Below are 14,487 nucleotides of genomic sequence, written 5' to 3' on the forward strand. Positions count from 1 at the left end.
TCACTTTAAAATTCCCAAACGCCTTCCCAGATCGGATTGCATGGGACTTCGATATTCTTTCAGAATGTTGGAAAACTCTTCATGTTTCGGATACATGTGTTGAAATTGCTCCGGATTTAATAATAAATCCTTAGCTAGATAAACCTTTCCACCAGTATCGCATAAAAATTGATTCATCGCTGTTATGGCATTTCTGGCTGACTGATCATGAATGAAATCAATCGCCAAAGTAAATCCAGGCTGACAAAAGGATAATAGTCCAGAGCCATGGCGATCCAGTAATTTTAAAACTGCAAGGGTAGGGGTGGCTTTATGGGTACGGATAATTTCCAATAGATGCTGGATGGTTTTATAGGCATCTTTTTCATCAAATACACCTTGAAATTGAATAAACCCTTTTTGACCGTAAAGTCTGTTCCAGTGTTTGATTTTATCAAGAGGATTATTGTATTCAATTACTGTCTGGCATGTTCTTTTGATTTTTCTTTTGAAATACCAGCAGTTGAATTGTTTCATAAACCAAGGGTAGATAAGTCGAACCGGCAGTTTGGGCAGGGAAAAGGTTTTAAACTTATCTTCGCATGTATCCTGTGTTTCCTGAGCCTGGAAAAGCAAAGCACGCGGTGTATTGAGTAAATCAACCCACGCAGCCTGATAATCCACCCGTGTTTTATCTTCTATCATTTGCTCAAGAAGGAAAGGAAGCTCGGTAAAAGAGGTTTTATTTACATTCACATATTGTGAGCCAGGACGTAATTTTACGCCGATGCGAGTAATGATACCTGTTAATCCGAGTCCTGCGATGGTGGCAAAGAATAATTCAGAATTTTCTTCACGACTGCAACGTCTTGATTGATGGCCGGTTTGAAGGTTAAACCACTCTACATGATCCGAAAAGCAACCGGCAACTGGATTATTTTTACCATGAACATCATTAGCTATGCCGCCTGCAAGAGTTACGTGCACTGTTCCGGGAATAACTGGGGGAATAAATCCAGGATGGAGTGAAAATAAATCAGCAAAACTGACAGCAGCTTGACAAACGACAAGCCCTGTGTCGGTGTCAAAACTTAAAAAGTGATTTAAGCGGTTGGTTTCTATAAGATAACCCTGATTATTTAAGCAACAATCATTATAACTTAAGCCTTGGCCTCGGGCTAAAAAACCATGCTCACTTCTCTTGTCAAAACATGACTCAAGTTGATCTTCTCTTTCTGGTCTGAGGCCTCGGCCTTGTGATTGAGTTGCCTTGCTAAAGCTTGTGAAACTGCGTTTCTGGCTACGCATTTCAGTCCTTTAAAATGATTAAAGATTGAGATTCTGCCATATTCTTTGGCTATACTGCTAGTAATATGGATAAATTTACAAGGAGAGCAAAATGACTCTTTTTATTAGCCCCTTAGTGTTTTTTTCAGTTCTAATGCTATTCACTGCTACTATTTACGCTGCAAATCTTCCCACAACGATATTAGGAGCAGAGCAATATGATGAAACGATTTGTGTTGAACAATATCAGGATAATTGTATTTCCTCAGTATGTCTGACGTCGGAAGAGCGGGATTGTCCTGATAAATGTAGAAAAATGGCTAAGGACAAATGCCGGGAAAAATTTGGCGGCCAACTTGACGTCAATAATTTGACTCAATAACTTATGTTACGCAGCACAGTATTTTTTAGAAGACTTGGACGCATTTTGGAATTTTAAAGCGCAGTTTACATGGATGGAGTAAATGAGCATTTGAAATTCCAAAATGCGTCCAAAGATACAAAAAAGACGAAGCTGCGTAACATAAGCTAATAAATCAATACTTAACCAGTCCATATAATTTCAGGGGTAAGTTTATCTCAGATCTGGCATGTCATTTGCATCAAAAAAAGTATGTTAAATGTTGGAATAAAAATCAACCATGAATAGCAAAGATATACTCACCCAGGATGAAATTGATGCTTTACTTCGCCCAGTAAAGTCAAATAATTTTTCAGTTAAGGAAAATAAAAAGCCAGAAAAATATAGAAATTCATTTCAAAAAAAAATATCTGGCAAAGATGTAAAAAAACAGGAATGGCTGTCGAAAAGTTCTGTTCCCATTACGATCAAAGCAGCAGGTACTGAGATGAGGATGCAGGATATTTTACAATTAGATCAAGGTGATGTAGTTAAACTTGATGAATTGTTCAATAAACCTGTGCATGTCTTGGTTAATGGTGTTTTATTTGCTTATGGTGAGCTTTTGTTGACAGATGGGACACCAAGCGTACTTCTAAAATATATTAGGCAGAAAGCTGAGCAGATAAAAGATTAGCAATCATAAGGACAGAGATATTTTTTATGCCAAAAGATCAAAAAATAAATACCCAGGATAATGAATATAGCCGTTTTGTCCAAACTAAGCCGGTTATGGTGATAGCTGTAACCGCAGGGAAAGGAGGCGTTGGAAAAACGAATGTATCGGTGAACCTGGCAATTGCATTGGCACAGAAGAAAAAAGCTGTGTTGTTGCTGGATGCAGATTTAGGCCTTGCTAACGTGGATATCATGCTTGGCTTGCATAGCAAGTATAATCTGTCCCACGTCATAGAAGGAAAATGCCACTTAAGTGAAATTATTTTACCAGGGCCTGCGAACATCAGCGTTATACCGGCAGCCTCAGGCACAGCGGCCATGACACGTTTAAGTCCTTCTGAGCATGCCGGTATTATTGATGCCTTTAATGAGTTGATGGATGATTTGGATTACATGATCATTGATACCGCTGCAGGTATATCTGATACTGTTTTAAGTTTCACTCGTTCTTCTCAGGAAGTTATCATCGTGCTTTGCGATGAACCGACGTCTCTGACTGATGCGTATGCTTTAATGAAAGTATTGAGTAAGTATTACGGGGTGACGCACTTTCATATATTGGCCAATATGGTACGGCAGGAAAGAGATGCATATCATTTGTATAACAGGTTATATGATGTATGCGAGCAATTTCTTGAGGTAAAGCTGAACTATTTAGGCTCAATACCTTTTGATGAGCGAGTTCATGAGGCCATTAAAAAACAAGAGCCTATATTACTGGCTTATCCAGATTCCGCAGCTTCCTCAGCTTTAAGGGATCTGGCCGATGCGGTTGAAGCCTGGCCGCTCCAGGTCACTTTGGGTGGAAACACTCGCTTCTTTCTGGATAGGCTTGTAGCCAGTAAATGAGTTTGATGTAAGAAAACGGTATTATTTATGTGCTGAACTGGCGCGAAATTAGCAAGTACCCAGAATCTGAAAAGTCGTCTAAAATTAAAATATAAAAATGATAACTGCGCGTTTTTTAAATGAAGAAACTTCATTTTTTTCATTTTTAATGGCTTTTGAGATGATTTGCTGAAAAACTCATATTAAGCAGTATTTTTTAGCTGGCATGGATGCATTTTGGAGTTTAAAGCGCAGTTTACATGGAGTAATGAGCATTTAAAATTCCAAAATGCGCCCAAAGATACAGCTGTGTGATACGAGTGAAAAAAGCACGGAGCTAAGGAGAGGGTCGTGGATGCTTTGGCAGCATATAAAATAAAACAACAAACTCAGGAGTCTCTTGTAAAGCATCATGCTTTACTGGTGAAACGCATAGCTTACCATTTGCTGGGACGATTGCCTCAATCGATTCTTCTGGATGATTTAATCCAGGCTGGAATGTTGGGTTTACTTGAAGCGGCAAAAAATTATGATGCTACTAAGGGCGCGTCTTTCGAGACCTATGCAAGTATCCGTATACGCGGTCAGATGATTGATGAGGTCAGGCGAAACGATTGGGTGCCACGTTCAGTGTATCGTAATGCTCGTATGATTTCCGAAGCAGTTAAACAAATAGAAAATCGACTTGGCCGCGATGCCAAAGATACAGAAGTAGCTGAGGAGCTTGGCATCAGTCTAGATGAATATCATAATATGTTACAAGATTCAGTTGGCAGTCATGTCTATGGCTTTGAGGAACTGGGAGTTACGGACGAAGCTATAAAAACAGAAACGGACCTTGATTCTACAGAACCCTTCCTGAATGTTTTGAGGAATGACATTAAAAGTCAATTAGCTCAGATTATAGCTGGCCTGCCCCCTAAAGAAGGTTTGGTTTTGTCTTTGTATTATGAACATGATTTAAATCTAAAAGAAATTGGCGAAATTCTTGACGTGAGCGAATCCAGAGTGTCGCAAATTCATACTCAAGCAATACTGCGGATTAAATCGAGATTTCCTGACTAGTGCCTGTCAATATTAATGTTGCCTAGACACCAGGTTTTTTGGGCTATTCCTGATATATCTCGTTGAATTTTCATTGACTTATCAATCACAGTTGCTAAATTATTATATATGGCATATATCTTTTTTAATTACTCATGTTACGCGGCACAGTATTTTTTAGAAGATTTGGACGCATTTTGGAATTTTAAAACGCAGTTTACATAGAGTAAATGAGCATTTGAAATTCCAAAATGCGTCCAAGAGGCAAAAAAGACGAAGCTGCGTAATATGAGTTAGTTATATATTGCCTGATGCTTGACTTACAATCCCTGTGGCGATTCAGAGGTACTTATTCTTTGTAGTTCATGCAATTCGTTATAAAAATTCAAATTTACATGCAGAGAGAGTCTAACATCCTGGTAAACTCATTTTTATTTGGAAGAATATCATGCACCGTCAATGGTATATTGGCTTTGGGATAGTTTTATTAGCTATATTTTTAATTCTGGTGATGTTACATGATGCCATTTGGTTTCTGGCTTTGGCTATTCCATTGGCTGTTGTCGGAATTTATGATGTGATGCAGAAAAAACACACCATCTTACGTAATTTTCCTGTACTTGGGCATATACGTTTTCTTTTGGAGTTTTTTCGTCCAGAGATTCAGCAATATTTTATTGCCAATGATGAAGAAGAACGACCTTATAATCGTGAAAAACGATCATTGATTTATCAGCGGGCAAAATCTGTTCGCGATACGATTCCTTTTGGTACTGACTTAGATATTTTAGCGGTGGGTTATACCTGGGTTTTGCATTCCCTCGCTCCAAAACACGTATCTGAGGTTATGCCTCGTATTACAGTCGGTGGTTCTGATTGTAAGAAGCCTTACAGCGCTTCCAGATTAAATATTTCTGCTATGAGTTTTGGTTCTTTATCCCCTAACGCCATTATGGCTTTAAATAAAGCAGCTAAAATTGGCAACTTTGCTCATAACACCGGTGAGGGGGGGTTAAGTCCTTATCATTTGCAAGGCGGCGATGTTATTTTTCAGATCGGTACAGCCTATTTTGGTTGTCGGGATGAAAATGGCAATTTCAGTGAAGAAGAGTTTAAAATTGAAGCCTGTAGGGAAGAAGTTAAAATGATAGAGATTAAAATCTCTCAGGGCGCCAAACCTTCTCATGGCGGTATTTTACCAGCCGTTAAACTGACAGATGAAATTGCCAGGGTACGGAAAGTTCCCATAGGCTATGATGTGATTTCTCCTCCTGCGCACTCAACTTTTAGCACACCAAAAGGTTTATTGGAATTTGTGCAGCGATTGCGTGATTTGTCTGGGGGTAAACCAGTAGGTTTTAAATTGTGCCTGGGAAGGCGATCCGAGTTTATGAGTATTTGCAAAGCAATGGTGGAAACCAATATTTTACCGGACTTTATTACTGTGGATGGCGCTGAGGGAGGAACGGGAGCTGCGCCTTTGGAATTTACCAATCATATTGGCGTTCCATTGGAATCAGCATTGGTTTTTGTTCATAATGCTCTCGTGGGTATTAATGTTCGTGATAAAATTAGAGTTATTGCCAGCGGTAAGGTATCAACCGGCTTTGATATGGTAGAAAAGATTGCAATAGGTGCAGATATGTGTAACGCTGCCCGTGCAATGATGCTGGCAGTAGGTTGTATTCAATCCAAGCAATGCAATGCCAATACCTGTCCCACAGGAGTGGCGACACAAAATAAACGCCTGCAACGTGGATTGGTGATCGATGAGAAAAAATTTCGTGCCGCCAATTTTCATCATAATACCATGAAAAGTTTTTTAGAAATTGTAGGGGCCATGGGACTGACTAACCCGACAGAACTCCAGCCCAATTATATAATGCGTCGTGTCAGCACTGACTGTGTAAAGGCTTTCAATGAAATTTATGTATATCTGGAGCCAGGGCAGTTACTTACTGATAACATACCTGACTGTTACAGAGTGCATTGGGAAAAAGGAAGTGCCGAACATTTTTAGACCTGTTGACAATTGCTCTATAGTCTCTACTTACCGCGACTTGCCCGCGGTCCATAATCTCATGGATGCTGCGGATAAACCGCGGCACGGAGGCATTTGAGCGATATCATGAAAACGAAATGGCAACAGGTCCTAGAGACGAAGTTAATATTTTTGATTCATCAATAATCAAATTTAACTTATACATATTTAAATCATTCGGCGCTCTAGGAAAAATGTATTTTTACAAATAGTTTTAGGAAGAAGAATGCAAAAATTAAGCCAGATGTTATTGCATCTGTTCGGTTGGAAAATTCAGGGAAAATTACCTTTGTTAAATAAATATATTCTTATTGTAGCTCCCCATACCAGCAACTGGGATTTGCTGGTAGGATTGACCGCTCAGTTTGCTGTTGGGGATCGGTTTCATTTCTTAGCCAAAAAACAACTTTTCTTTTTTCCTTTAAATCTTTTTTTAAAAGCTATGGGTGGCATACCTGTGGATCGAAGCAAATCACAAGATTTAGTTGAGCAGGCCGTACAATTATTTGAACAAAAAGAGAAATTTGTATTGGGAATTACCCCCGAAGGCACACGCAGCCCTGTCAAGCGCTGGAAAACAGGTTTTTATCATATCGCCAATAAAGCAAAGATACCTATTGTGATGGTTGGCTTTGATTATGCTAAAAAAGAAATCATTATCAATGAGCCCTTTTGGCCTACCGGCGATATTAATGAAGATTTCCCGCAAGTTCTTGATTTTTATCGCGGCATTCAAGGTCGTTATCCGCAAAAAATTCCTGACTTTTGACTCAATGACAGGGTATTATCTCTTAAAGGTAAATTCTTCCATGGATTCATCAAATGTTCGAATAAGCTCTATACTCTGACGCATTGTGGAAGTAATTCGCGTGTGAGAGCGAGGATTAATATAAATGGTTTCTTCTTTATTTAGAATTTCTCCAAGCTCGTTGGACTCTTTCCAACTTAAATTGAAAACAAGCTCGTCAGGAATTAATGATTCTTCATTTGTCCATACTGGACTGGCAACAATATCTATTGACTTGCACTCTTCGTTACGTAATTTTTCTGCTACAAATTCCTCGACCAGTTCCAGGGTATTGTAGTTGGAAGCAGCAGTTGCAGGTACTATATTTTTCTTGTTTTGTTCTCCTCCTAGAAAATAAGCTATTAAATGTGACCAGTGAAATTTGTTTCCACTCATTTCAATAGCAAAATCATCACCGTGGGCAATGAACACTTCTCTGCAGGAAGCATGTGTTAACTGTTTCTGACTAATACGCCTTTTTTTCCCCTGACAGGCTTCAATGGACGTTTTTGTTGCTTTAAAATGAATGGGATGTGGACGCTCATAATCCAGTATAGGCAACTCTCTGTATATTTTGGACTTTTTACTCAAACTGGTATCCAGCATTCCCTTAGGATTTTTTTTACTTTTGATAGGTGTCAAAGGTTTAAATAAACTCACTTTGCTTTCATATAGACAATAATGACGAGTACCTTTCTCGGGGGTTTTACAGACTTTAGAATATCCTTTAACCGGAGTAGCAGGGGTAAGAGGCCGTTGACGGACTCCTTTTTCCTGCAATAGAATAGAGAGAGCGGGAGAGCAATCAGTTTCTGAATCCATAACGAACCAATTAGGTTCATCGTCATTGATTTTCCGACGTTTTTTGGGGCGAAGTTTTGAGTCATTTGTTGACTCATTTTTAGTGATTTTTCGTGCTCTGCGGTGTGGCAGTTCCTTTTTTAACTCTATAATTAGTTGATCGTAGTCGATATTTCTTAATTGGCTTATTTGTTCTATCAAATAAGCAGAACTTAAAAATTTTCTTTTATGAGACTGAAACTGGCAGGTCAAAAGAAGCCATTCGTTGTCAGAGAGTGAAAGCTCATCTATTTTCGGCAATATCGCATGAGCTCGCCTTTTAAAGCGTTTTACTTGGGGTATTAGAGTTTCTGTTAATTGAATGCTTAATTTGTTAATAGCTTCATTGTCTCTTGATTCAGGAAAGGACAAAGAAAAAAGAGTTTTAAGCTCAATAATGGGTATTGTGGTTGAGTGATGGAGTTTACTTATTAGATAATTTTTTTCGAATGGATTCGATGTTGTATATACTTGAATGAAATTCAAATAGCTTGATTTATCTACAAGAATCTGATCAAAGCTAACCACTAAATGGCTGAGAAAAGTATGAATTGTTTCAAGCATTTTCTATATTTAAAAGATAAAAAAATAATTATAACACATACTGTATACATTAAATACATTTGTGGTCAGGCTTATTCATTCGCTGTAGAATATGGCCTTAATGATGAATGAGGATGGTATTATATGTTGGAAATTAATCAGATTAACTTCAGTTTGAATGATTTAGATAAGCGTATCAAAGCGTTAAGGGGGTATCTTTAACTTTGATCAGAAGAAGGAAAGATTAGAAGAAGTGAGCCGAGAACTGGAATCTCCGGAGGTCTGGAATCATCCGGAGCAGGCACAGGCCTTAGGGCGTGAACGGGTTCAATTGGAATCGGTTGTGCATTCTTTAGAGGGTTTAACTCAATCTATTGATGACTTAACCGAATTGTTTGAATTGGCTCGCGGGGAAAATGATGAAAGTACAATTGCTGATATTGCTTCGGAATTAAGCGGCATCGAACAACAGGTTGCAGGATTTGAGTTTCGTCGAATGTTTTCAGGTAAGATGGATATTTCCAATGCTTATCTTGATATCCAGGCAGGTTCTGGCGGAACAGAAGCTCAGGATTGGGCTGAAATGTTATTAAGAATGTATTTACGTTGGGGTGAGCAACACAATTTTACCACAGAGCTGATAGAATGTTCCGCAGGAGAGGTGGCCGGCATTAAAAGCGCCACAATTCATTTTAGCGGTGAATATGCTTATGGTTGGTTGAGAACCGAGACGGGTGTCCATCGACTGGTGCGCAAATCACCCTTTGATTCTGGCAACAGGCGTCATACTTCTTTTGCGGCCGTATTTGTCTCACCTGAAGTAGATGATGATATTGATATCGAAATCAACCCGGCTGATTTGCGTATTGATACCTATCGGGCATCAGGCGCTGGTGGACAGCACGTTAACCGTACAGATTCGGCCGTAAGGATCACACATCTTCCAAGCGGTGTCGTTGTGCAATGTCAAACAGATCGAAGCCAGCATAAAAATAAAGATCAGGCCATGAAGCAGTTGCGCGCTAAATTATATGAAATTGAAGTGCAAAGAAAAAATGCTGAACAACAAGCATTGGAAGCTAATAAATCAGATATTGGCTGGGGATCACAAATTCGCTCCTATGTTCTGGATCAGTCTCGAATTAAAGATTTACGCACGGGTGTGGAAACCAGTAATACCCAGGCTGTTTTAGACGGGGAGCTGGATCAGTTTATTGAAGCCAGTTTAAAGGCAGGAGTAGGAGAAGTATGACAGAAGAGCATTTAGATGAAAGTGAAGTATATCAGGTCCGCAAGAAAAAACTGGCCGATTTGCGTACACAGGGCTTTAGGTTTCCTAATCAGTTTCGCCGTAAGAATTACGCTTTGGATTTAATTGAAAAATACGGTGAAGAAGAGAAAGATAGCTTGTCTGAAAAACAGGTTAAAACAGTAGTAGCCGGCCGTATTGTGTTAAGGCGAATCATGGGGAAGGCAAGTTTTTTTCATATTCAAGATGTAAGCGAACGAATTCAAATTTATGTTCGTCAGAATGATATTCCCGAATTATATGAACAATTTAAGCATTGGGATATAGGCGATATTGTGGGTGTTCAAGGGACTTTATTTAAAACCAATACTGGTGAGCTTACTGTTCATGCCCATCACATTGAACTGTTGACCAAATCCTTAAAGCCTTTACCAGATAAGTTTCATGGTCTTGCGGATCAGGAAATGCGGTACCGTAAGCGTTATGTGGATCTGATTGCTAATGAAGAAACACGCAATACCTTTTTAATTCGCTCACGTTTAATTCAGGCTTTCAGAAAATTTATGGATAAACATCAGTTTCTGGAAGTGGAAACACCTATGATGCATCCTATTCCTGGTGGGGCCATTGCTCGTCCTTTTGTTACTCACCATAATACACTTGATATGCAAATGTTTTTGCGTATTGCTCCTGAATTGTATTTGAAACGATTGGTGGTGGGCGGTTTTGAACGTGTATATGAAATTAACCGAAATTTTCGCAATGAAGGCATTTCTACTCGCCATAACCCTGAGTTTACCATGGCGGAGTTTTATCAGGCTTATGCTGATTACAATGATCTGATGGATTTGACTGAAGAACTATTGCATTATCTGTGCGATAAAGTTTTAGGTACAAGAAAGATTGAATATCAAGGAGAGATCCTGGACTTTTCAAAACCATTTCCGCGTATGACAGTTAAAGAGGCGATAATACATTATCGTTCTGATATTAACTCTTTACAATTAGAAACCATTGAAGGTTGTCGCTCTGTATTGGATAAATTCGATCTTGAATATAAAGAACGGGATGGTTTGGGTAAGCTACAGATGATTATTTTTGAAGAAACGGTTGAACATTTGCTTATTCAACCTACCTTCATCACCGCCTATCCTACTGAAGTGTCCCCCTTAGCCAGACGAAATGATGCCAATCCGGAAGTGACGGATCGGTTTGAATTTTTTATTGCTGGACGTGAAATTGCCAACGGGTTCTCGGAGTTGAATGATGCTGAGGATCAGGCTGAACGGTTCCTGAAGCAGGTAGAAGAAAAAAATGCCGGTGATTTTGAAGCCATGCATTTTGACAGTGACTATATTGAAGCGCTTGAATATGGAATGCCTCCAACGGCCGGTGAAGGCGTGGGTATTGACAGGCTTGTGATGATTTTTACCAATTCCGCTTCTATACGTGATGTTATTTTATTCCCACACTTAAGGAGATAGGGAACATCTGATTCAGAAGAAACTGAGTTGTTTTCTGATGAAGAATCGGTTACCATTGTTCGTTTTTTAAACCTTGCCTTACCGTTCATATTGCGGAAGGCTTTATCCATAAGGAGAAATGATGAGACATTATGAAATTATGTTTCTTGTGCACCCGGATCAAAGTGAACAGGTGCCAGCAATGATTGAGCGTTATGAGGGGATCATCACTAAGCAAAACGGAGTGATACATCGTAAGGAAGATCTGGGTCGAAGACAATTGGCGTATCCCATTAATGATGTTCACAAAGCACATTATATTTTATTAAATATTGAGTGTAATCTGGACACCTTAAATGAGCTGAAAACGACATTTAAGTTCAATGATGCAGTGATAAGGTATTTAATCACAAATCAAAAAGAAGCCATTACCACTGAATCTGTGTTAATGAAAAAAGATAAAGACACTCGAGCAGCTTAAGGGGAATAATTATGTCAGCCTATTTTCGTCGTAAAAAAATGTCTCGTCTCGGTGCTGAGGACAGCATTGAAATTGATTATAAAGATATTAATTTGCTCAAGAACTACATTACTGAAACGGGTAAAATTGTTCCCAGCCGAATTACTGGCACAAAGACTCGATATCAGCGTCAGTTGGCAAAAGCCATTAAAAGAGCCAGATTTATTGGTTTATTGCCTTATTGCGACAGTCACAAGTAAAAATTAAATCAAAATGAATCCTGCAACTGGTTTTTTAGCTAGACAATGTAAAATGTTGTTGGAAAATAAGCCATATGCCTATTTGGCTATTTCCTTTTTTACACTTATACCTTTTGCAACTTGGTTGGCTGTAGCATTCATTGCTTTGATTACATTGAGAAAAGGTGAGAAGGAGGGCATACAGGCATTACTGCTTGCGATGATAGTAAATCTTACGGTAATGATGCTTTTAGCTCCTGTACAGGCTGTTTTTTACAGCACGCTTATCAATTTTGTTCCGGCTTTTATTGCAGCTTATGTATTAAGGTGTACGGCTAGTTGGCGTTATAGCTTGGGTTCATTGTTTTTTCAGTCGCTTCTGACTGTGGGCCTAATACAAGTTTTTGCTCCTGAATTGATCAATGAGCAATTTATGCTGCTAAAATCTTTGCTGACGGAGTATCAGGATTTTGACGGAATGTTTGTTTTTGGCGAGTATGGCAAAAAAATTGATCAAAACATCATGGCACATTTATTGTTTAGTGCTCAAATGGTTAGTGTGCTGTTATCAACCGTTTTATCATTGTTATGTGCTCGATGGATGCAGGCAAAATGCTACAATCCAGGTGGTTTTAAGAAAGAAGTCTTTGGATTTCGCAGTGGAAAATTCGCTTTAGTCTTATTATTGCTGTTATTCCCAGCGGCTTATAGCAAGGTATTGGTTGCCATAGACTTATTGCCATTGGTATTGCTGTATTTTCTGGTTGCAGGAGCCGTTCTGGCTTATGTTGTACTGTCACAAAAAAAAATCAAGGGAGCTGCTATTTTAATGAGTTTATCTTTATTGGTTAAGCCCATTATTATATTTCCTGTTTATATCATCTTTGGGTTATTAGATAGTATTTTTAATTTTAGAGTATATTTACTCGCTAAAAAGCGAGAATTAGCATAAGGGGTTATCAGATGGAAGTCATCTTATTGGAAAAAATTCGAAACTTAGGAAATTTAGGTGATAAAGTTTCAGTAAAAGCGGGTTATGGACGTAATTACCTTATCCCACAGCATAAAGCGGTGTTTGCCACTACTGAAAATATTGAGCAGTTTGAAAAACGACGCGCTGAGTTAGAGAAAAAGGCTCAACAGGATTTAGCAAAAGCTGAACAACGCGCTGCCAAAATAAATGATACAACGGTTGTTATTTCGGCTATGGCAAGTGAGGAAGGAAAATTATATGGTTCTGTCGGAGTAAGTGAAATTACCACGGCTTTAAAAGAAAAGAATATAGAAATAAACAAACGAGAGGTAATTTTGCCAGAAGGGCCATTCCATTCTATTGGCAATTATATGGTTGAAATCCATGTTCACAGTGATGTTATTGCAAACTTACAGGTAGAAGTTGTCCCTGCATAACAAGATTTAACTGGGCCGAAAGGCCCATCCCTTCATAGTATAATAAATCGCCTCCATGTTGAAGATTTCTCTAACAGTAAGACTGAAAAAAACCCAGCTTAGATAGCTATGTGAGCATTTATAATCCTTATTTTTGTTCAAGATGTATAAAGTATACTTATTTCAAGGCAGGAGTTGATCTCTTACGGATAATAAAGCTAGTACTTAAGAGTGTGGACCACAATTATTTATTTACCAAAAGGCATTGAAAGCCACCATGGGTGAAACAAACTTGACTGTCTCTTTCCCCTTCAGATCAAACCAGACACCTGCAATGATTCCATAATTAGCATTAAAATTATATTCAATGGCTGGAGCCAAAGAAATAAACTGAACTGTACCGTGTCCGATTGAAGCTGGCATTCCTGTGGCAGTAGTACCTCTGAAGCCTTTAAATTGCGTACCTTGCCTATATGCAGCAAACCCTTCCATAACAGCCACCCAATGTTGAGTCAAAGTAAATTCTCCAGCAAGATCAATGCTTGAAAAATTACCAGGTCGTATTCGACCATTCGTATTAACTGCTCCTCCATAGGTACTGAGTCCATGAATCTTCACTTTACTTGCATAAATATGATTGAGACTTAATCTCGTTCGCAAATAATGGGTTTTAAAAACAGGAAGAAGGTGCTGAAAATGAAAGCCGATTGAAGTTTGGTAACTGCCTAATCCTTTGGCATCGGTACCGTTTCTTCCGGGATTTAGTTGATCATATTTCCCTGCCGGTAAAATCTCATTGAGGCTAACCCTCAAATCAGGACGCCAGCGAGAATTTTTTTGTTCAAGTAACTGAAACCCTAAAATAACAGAATTGTCAGTAAATCCATTACTGTGTTCACCTAAATTGGAATTATAGGTATAAGGTACGCTGATTTGAATATCGACATAATCCGATAGCCCATGAGAAAGCAAAGGGTTTAATATGGTGCTGCTATTAGTCGGTGTATGGATTAGTTTTCCATGTCGGTTAAATATGCCATCATTCTCAGTGTGAATTCCGTATATCTCCACATTAGTGTGTCCTGTTGGAATGATATGACCTGCAGGAGCAAGAAGTGGGCCAGTGAACCAAGGTCCATTCTGGCTGAGGGATGCTTGGCTAAAACAACTCGATAACAAAACAACAGAACATATTTTTTTTATTTGCCGCATAGTTTTCTCTTACAGAGGAGATATTTATCCCAACAGACTAAAGTTTAT

At 38.8% G+C, this 14,487-nt stretch carries 15 protein-coding genes; 12 read left to right on the forward strand and 3 right to left on the reverse strand.

The window, feature by feature from the left end:
• Complete coding sequence (locus E4T55_RS14385; protein WP_058501728.1) at nt 1-1,287, reverse strand: FAD-binding protein; 1,287 nt, start codon at nt 1,285-1,287, stop codon at nt 1-3.
• Nucleotides 1,288-1,378: 91 nt separating this feature from the next.
• Between E4T55_RS14385 and E4T55_RS14390 the strand changes: the two genes are divergently transcribed.
• The 6 genes from E4T55_RS14390 to E4T55_RS14415 all read left to right on the forward strand — a co-directional run bounded on the left by E4T55_RS14390 (nt 1,379) and on the right by E4T55_RS14415 (nt 7,026).
• Nucleotides 1,379-1,648 carry a hypothetical protein gene (locus tag E4T55_RS14390; RefSeq protein WP_058501727.1) on the forward strand — a complete coding sequence of 90 codons (270 nt, stop codon included), beginning with the start codon at nt 1,379-1,381 and terminating at the stop codon, nt 1,646-1,648.
• Between the two features lie 259 nt (nt 1,649-1,907).
• On the forward strand, nt 1,908-2,303 hold the full coding sequence (locus E4T55_RS14395; RefSeq protein WP_058501726.1) for a FliM/FliN family flagellar motor switch protein: 396 nt from the start codon (nt 1,908-1,910) through the stop codon (nt 2,301-2,303).
• Between the two features lie 26 nt (nt 2,304-2,329).
• Nucleotides 2,330-3,193, forward strand: a complete 864-nt coding sequence (locus tag E4T55_RS14400) for a MinD/ParA family protein (RefSeq protein WP_058501725.1) — start codon at nt 2,330-2,332, stop codon at nt 3,191-3,193.
• A 330-nt stretch (nt 3,194-3,523) separates the two neighbouring features.
• On the forward strand, nt 3,524-4,237 hold the full coding sequence (locus E4T55_RS14405; RefSeq protein ID WP_058501724.1) for an RNA polymerase sigma factor FliA: 714 nt from the start codon (nt 3,524-3,526) through the stop codon (nt 4,235-4,237).
• Nucleotides 4,238-4,664: 427 nt separating this feature from the next.
• The gene (locus E4T55_RS14410; protein ID WP_058501723.1) at nt 4,665-6,236 is read left to right on the forward strand and encodes an FMN-binding glutamate synthase family protein; all 1,572 of its coding nucleotides are present in this window, start codon (nt 4,665-4,667) and stop codon (nt 6,234-6,236) included.
• A gap of 247 nt (nt 6,237-6,483) precedes the next feature.
• Entirely contained in the window at nt 6,484-7,026 is a 543-nt protein-coding gene (locus E4T55_RS14415) for a lysophospholipid acyltransferase family protein (protein ID WP_058501722.1), read from the forward strand.
• Between the two features lie 15 nt (nt 7,027-7,041).
• Here E4T55_RS14415 and E4T55_RS14420 read toward each other — a convergent pair whose 3' ends face one another.
• A complete protein-coding gene (locus tag E4T55_RS14420) occupies nt 7,042-8,448 on the reverse strand; it encodes a DNA/RNA non-specific endonuclease (protein ID WP_058501721.1) in 1,407 nt (468 codons plus the stop codon).
• Nucleotides 8,449-8,571: 123 nt separating this feature from the next.
• Between E4T55_RS14420 and prfB the strand changes: the two genes are divergently transcribed.
• The 6 genes from prfB (at nt 8,572) to rplI (ending at nt 13,248) form a co-directional block, all read left to right on the forward strand.
• Nucleotides 8,572-9,679 (forward strand): peptide chain release factor 2 gene (prfB, locus tag E4T55_RS14425; RefSeq protein WP_115325233.1). Its coding sequence is split into 2 segments (ribosomal slippage): nt 8,572-8,646 and nt 8,648-9,679, totalling 1,107 coding nucleotides; the frame shifts between segments, so codons are not numbered across the junction.
• Complete coding sequence (gene lysS / locus E4T55_RS14430; protein ID WP_058501720.1) at nt 9,676-11,160, forward strand: lysine--tRNA ligase; 1,485 nt, start codon at nt 9,676-9,678, stop codon at nt 11,158-11,160. Before prfB ends, lysS begins: the two co-directional genes overlap by 4 nt.
• Before the next feature lie 121 nt (nt 11,161-11,281).
• Nucleotides 11,282-11,620 carry a 30S ribosomal protein S6 gene (gene rpsF / locus E4T55_RS14435; protein ID WP_058501719.1) on the forward strand — a complete coding sequence of 113 codons (339 nt, stop codon included), beginning with the start codon at nt 11,282-11,284 and terminating at the stop codon, nt 11,618-11,620.
• 11 nt (nt 11,621-11,631) lie between these two features.
• A complete protein-coding gene (rpsR, locus tag E4T55_RS14440) occupies nt 11,632-11,859 on the forward strand; it encodes a 30S ribosomal protein S18 (protein WP_058501718.1) in 228 nt (75 codons plus the stop codon).
• Between the two features lie 13 nt (nt 11,860-11,872).
• Nucleotides 11,873-12,790, forward strand: a complete 918-nt coding sequence (locus tag E4T55_RS14445) for a hypothetical protein (protein ID WP_065235990.1) — start codon at nt 11,873-11,875, stop codon at nt 12,788-12,790.
• 11 nt (nt 12,791-12,801) lie between these two features.
• Nucleotides 12,802-13,248 carry a 50S ribosomal protein L9 gene (gene rplI, locus E4T55_RS14450; RefSeq protein ID WP_058501716.1) on the forward strand — a complete coding sequence of 149 codons (447 nt, stop codon included), beginning with the start codon at nt 12,802-12,804 and terminating at the stop codon, nt 13,246-13,248.
• A 231-nt stretch (nt 13,249-13,479) separates the two neighbouring features.
• On the opposite strand, the gene E4T55_RS14455 is transcribed toward rplI, so the two are convergent.
• Nucleotides 13,480-14,439, reverse strand: coding sequence for a hypothetical protein (locus E4T55_RS14455; protein WP_058501715.1), 960 nt, complete (start codon nt 14,437-14,439; stop codon nt 13,480-13,482).
• Nucleotides 14,440-14,487: the final 48 nt, after the last annotated feature.

Source organism: Legionella israelensis (assembly GCF_004571175.1).
GTDB lineage: Bacteria > Pseudomonadota > Gammaproteobacteria > Legionellales > Legionellaceae > Legionella_D > Legionella_D israelensis.

Excerpts from the sequence above, each read along its gene's own strand:
- E4T55_RS14400 (WP_058501725.1), top strand. The coding sequence starts at position 2,330 with ATGCCAAAAGATCAAAAAATAAATACCCAGGATAATGAATATAGCCGT.
- rplI (WP_058501716.1), top strand. The coding sequence starts at position 12,802 with ATGGAAGTCATCTTATTGGAAAAAATTCGAAACTTAGGAAATTTAGGT.
- E4T55_RS14455 (WP_058501715.1), bottom strand. The coding sequence starts at position 14,439 with ATGCGGCAAATAAAAAAAATATGTTCTGTTGTTTTGTTATCGAGTTGT.
- E4T55_RS14445 (WP_065235990.1), top strand. The coding sequence starts at position 11,873 with ATGAATCCTGCAACTGGTTTTTTAGCTAGACAATGTAAAATGTTGTTG.
- E4T55_RS14420 (WP_058501721.1), bottom strand. The coding sequence starts at position 8,448 with ATGCTTGAAACAATTCATACTTTTCTCAGCCATTTAGTGGTTAGCTTT.
- lysS (WP_058501720.1), top strand. The coding sequence starts at position 9,676 with ATGACAGAAGAGCATTTAGATGAAAGTGAAGTATATCAGGTCCGCAAG.
- rpsF (WP_058501719.1), top strand. The coding sequence starts at position 11,282 with ATGAGACATTATGAAATTATGTTTCTTGTGCACCCGGATCAAAGTGAA.
- rpsR (WP_058501718.1), top strand. The coding sequence starts at position 11,632 with ATGTCAGCCTATTTTCGTCGTAAAAAAATGTCTCGTCTCGGTGCTGAG.
- E4T55_RS14415 (WP_058501722.1), top strand. The coding sequence starts at position 6,484 with ATGCAAAAATTAAGCCAGATGTTATTGCATCTGTTCGGTTGGAAAATT.
- E4T55_RS14390 (WP_058501727.1), top strand. The coding sequence starts at position 1,379 with ATGACTCTTTTTATTAGCCCCTTAGTGTTTTTTTCAGTTCTAATGCTA.
- E4T55_RS14385 (WP_058501728.1), bottom strand. The coding sequence starts at position 1,287 with ATGCGTAGCCAGAAACGCAGTTTCACAAGCTTTAGCAAGGCAACTCAA.
- E4T55_RS14410 (WP_058501723.1), top strand. The coding sequence starts at position 4,665 with ATGCACCGTCAATGGTATATTGGCTTTGGGATAGTTTTATTAGCTATA.
- E4T55_RS14395 (WP_058501726.1), top strand. The coding sequence starts at position 1,908 with ATGAATAGCAAAGATATACTCACCCAGGATGAAATTGATGCTTTACTT.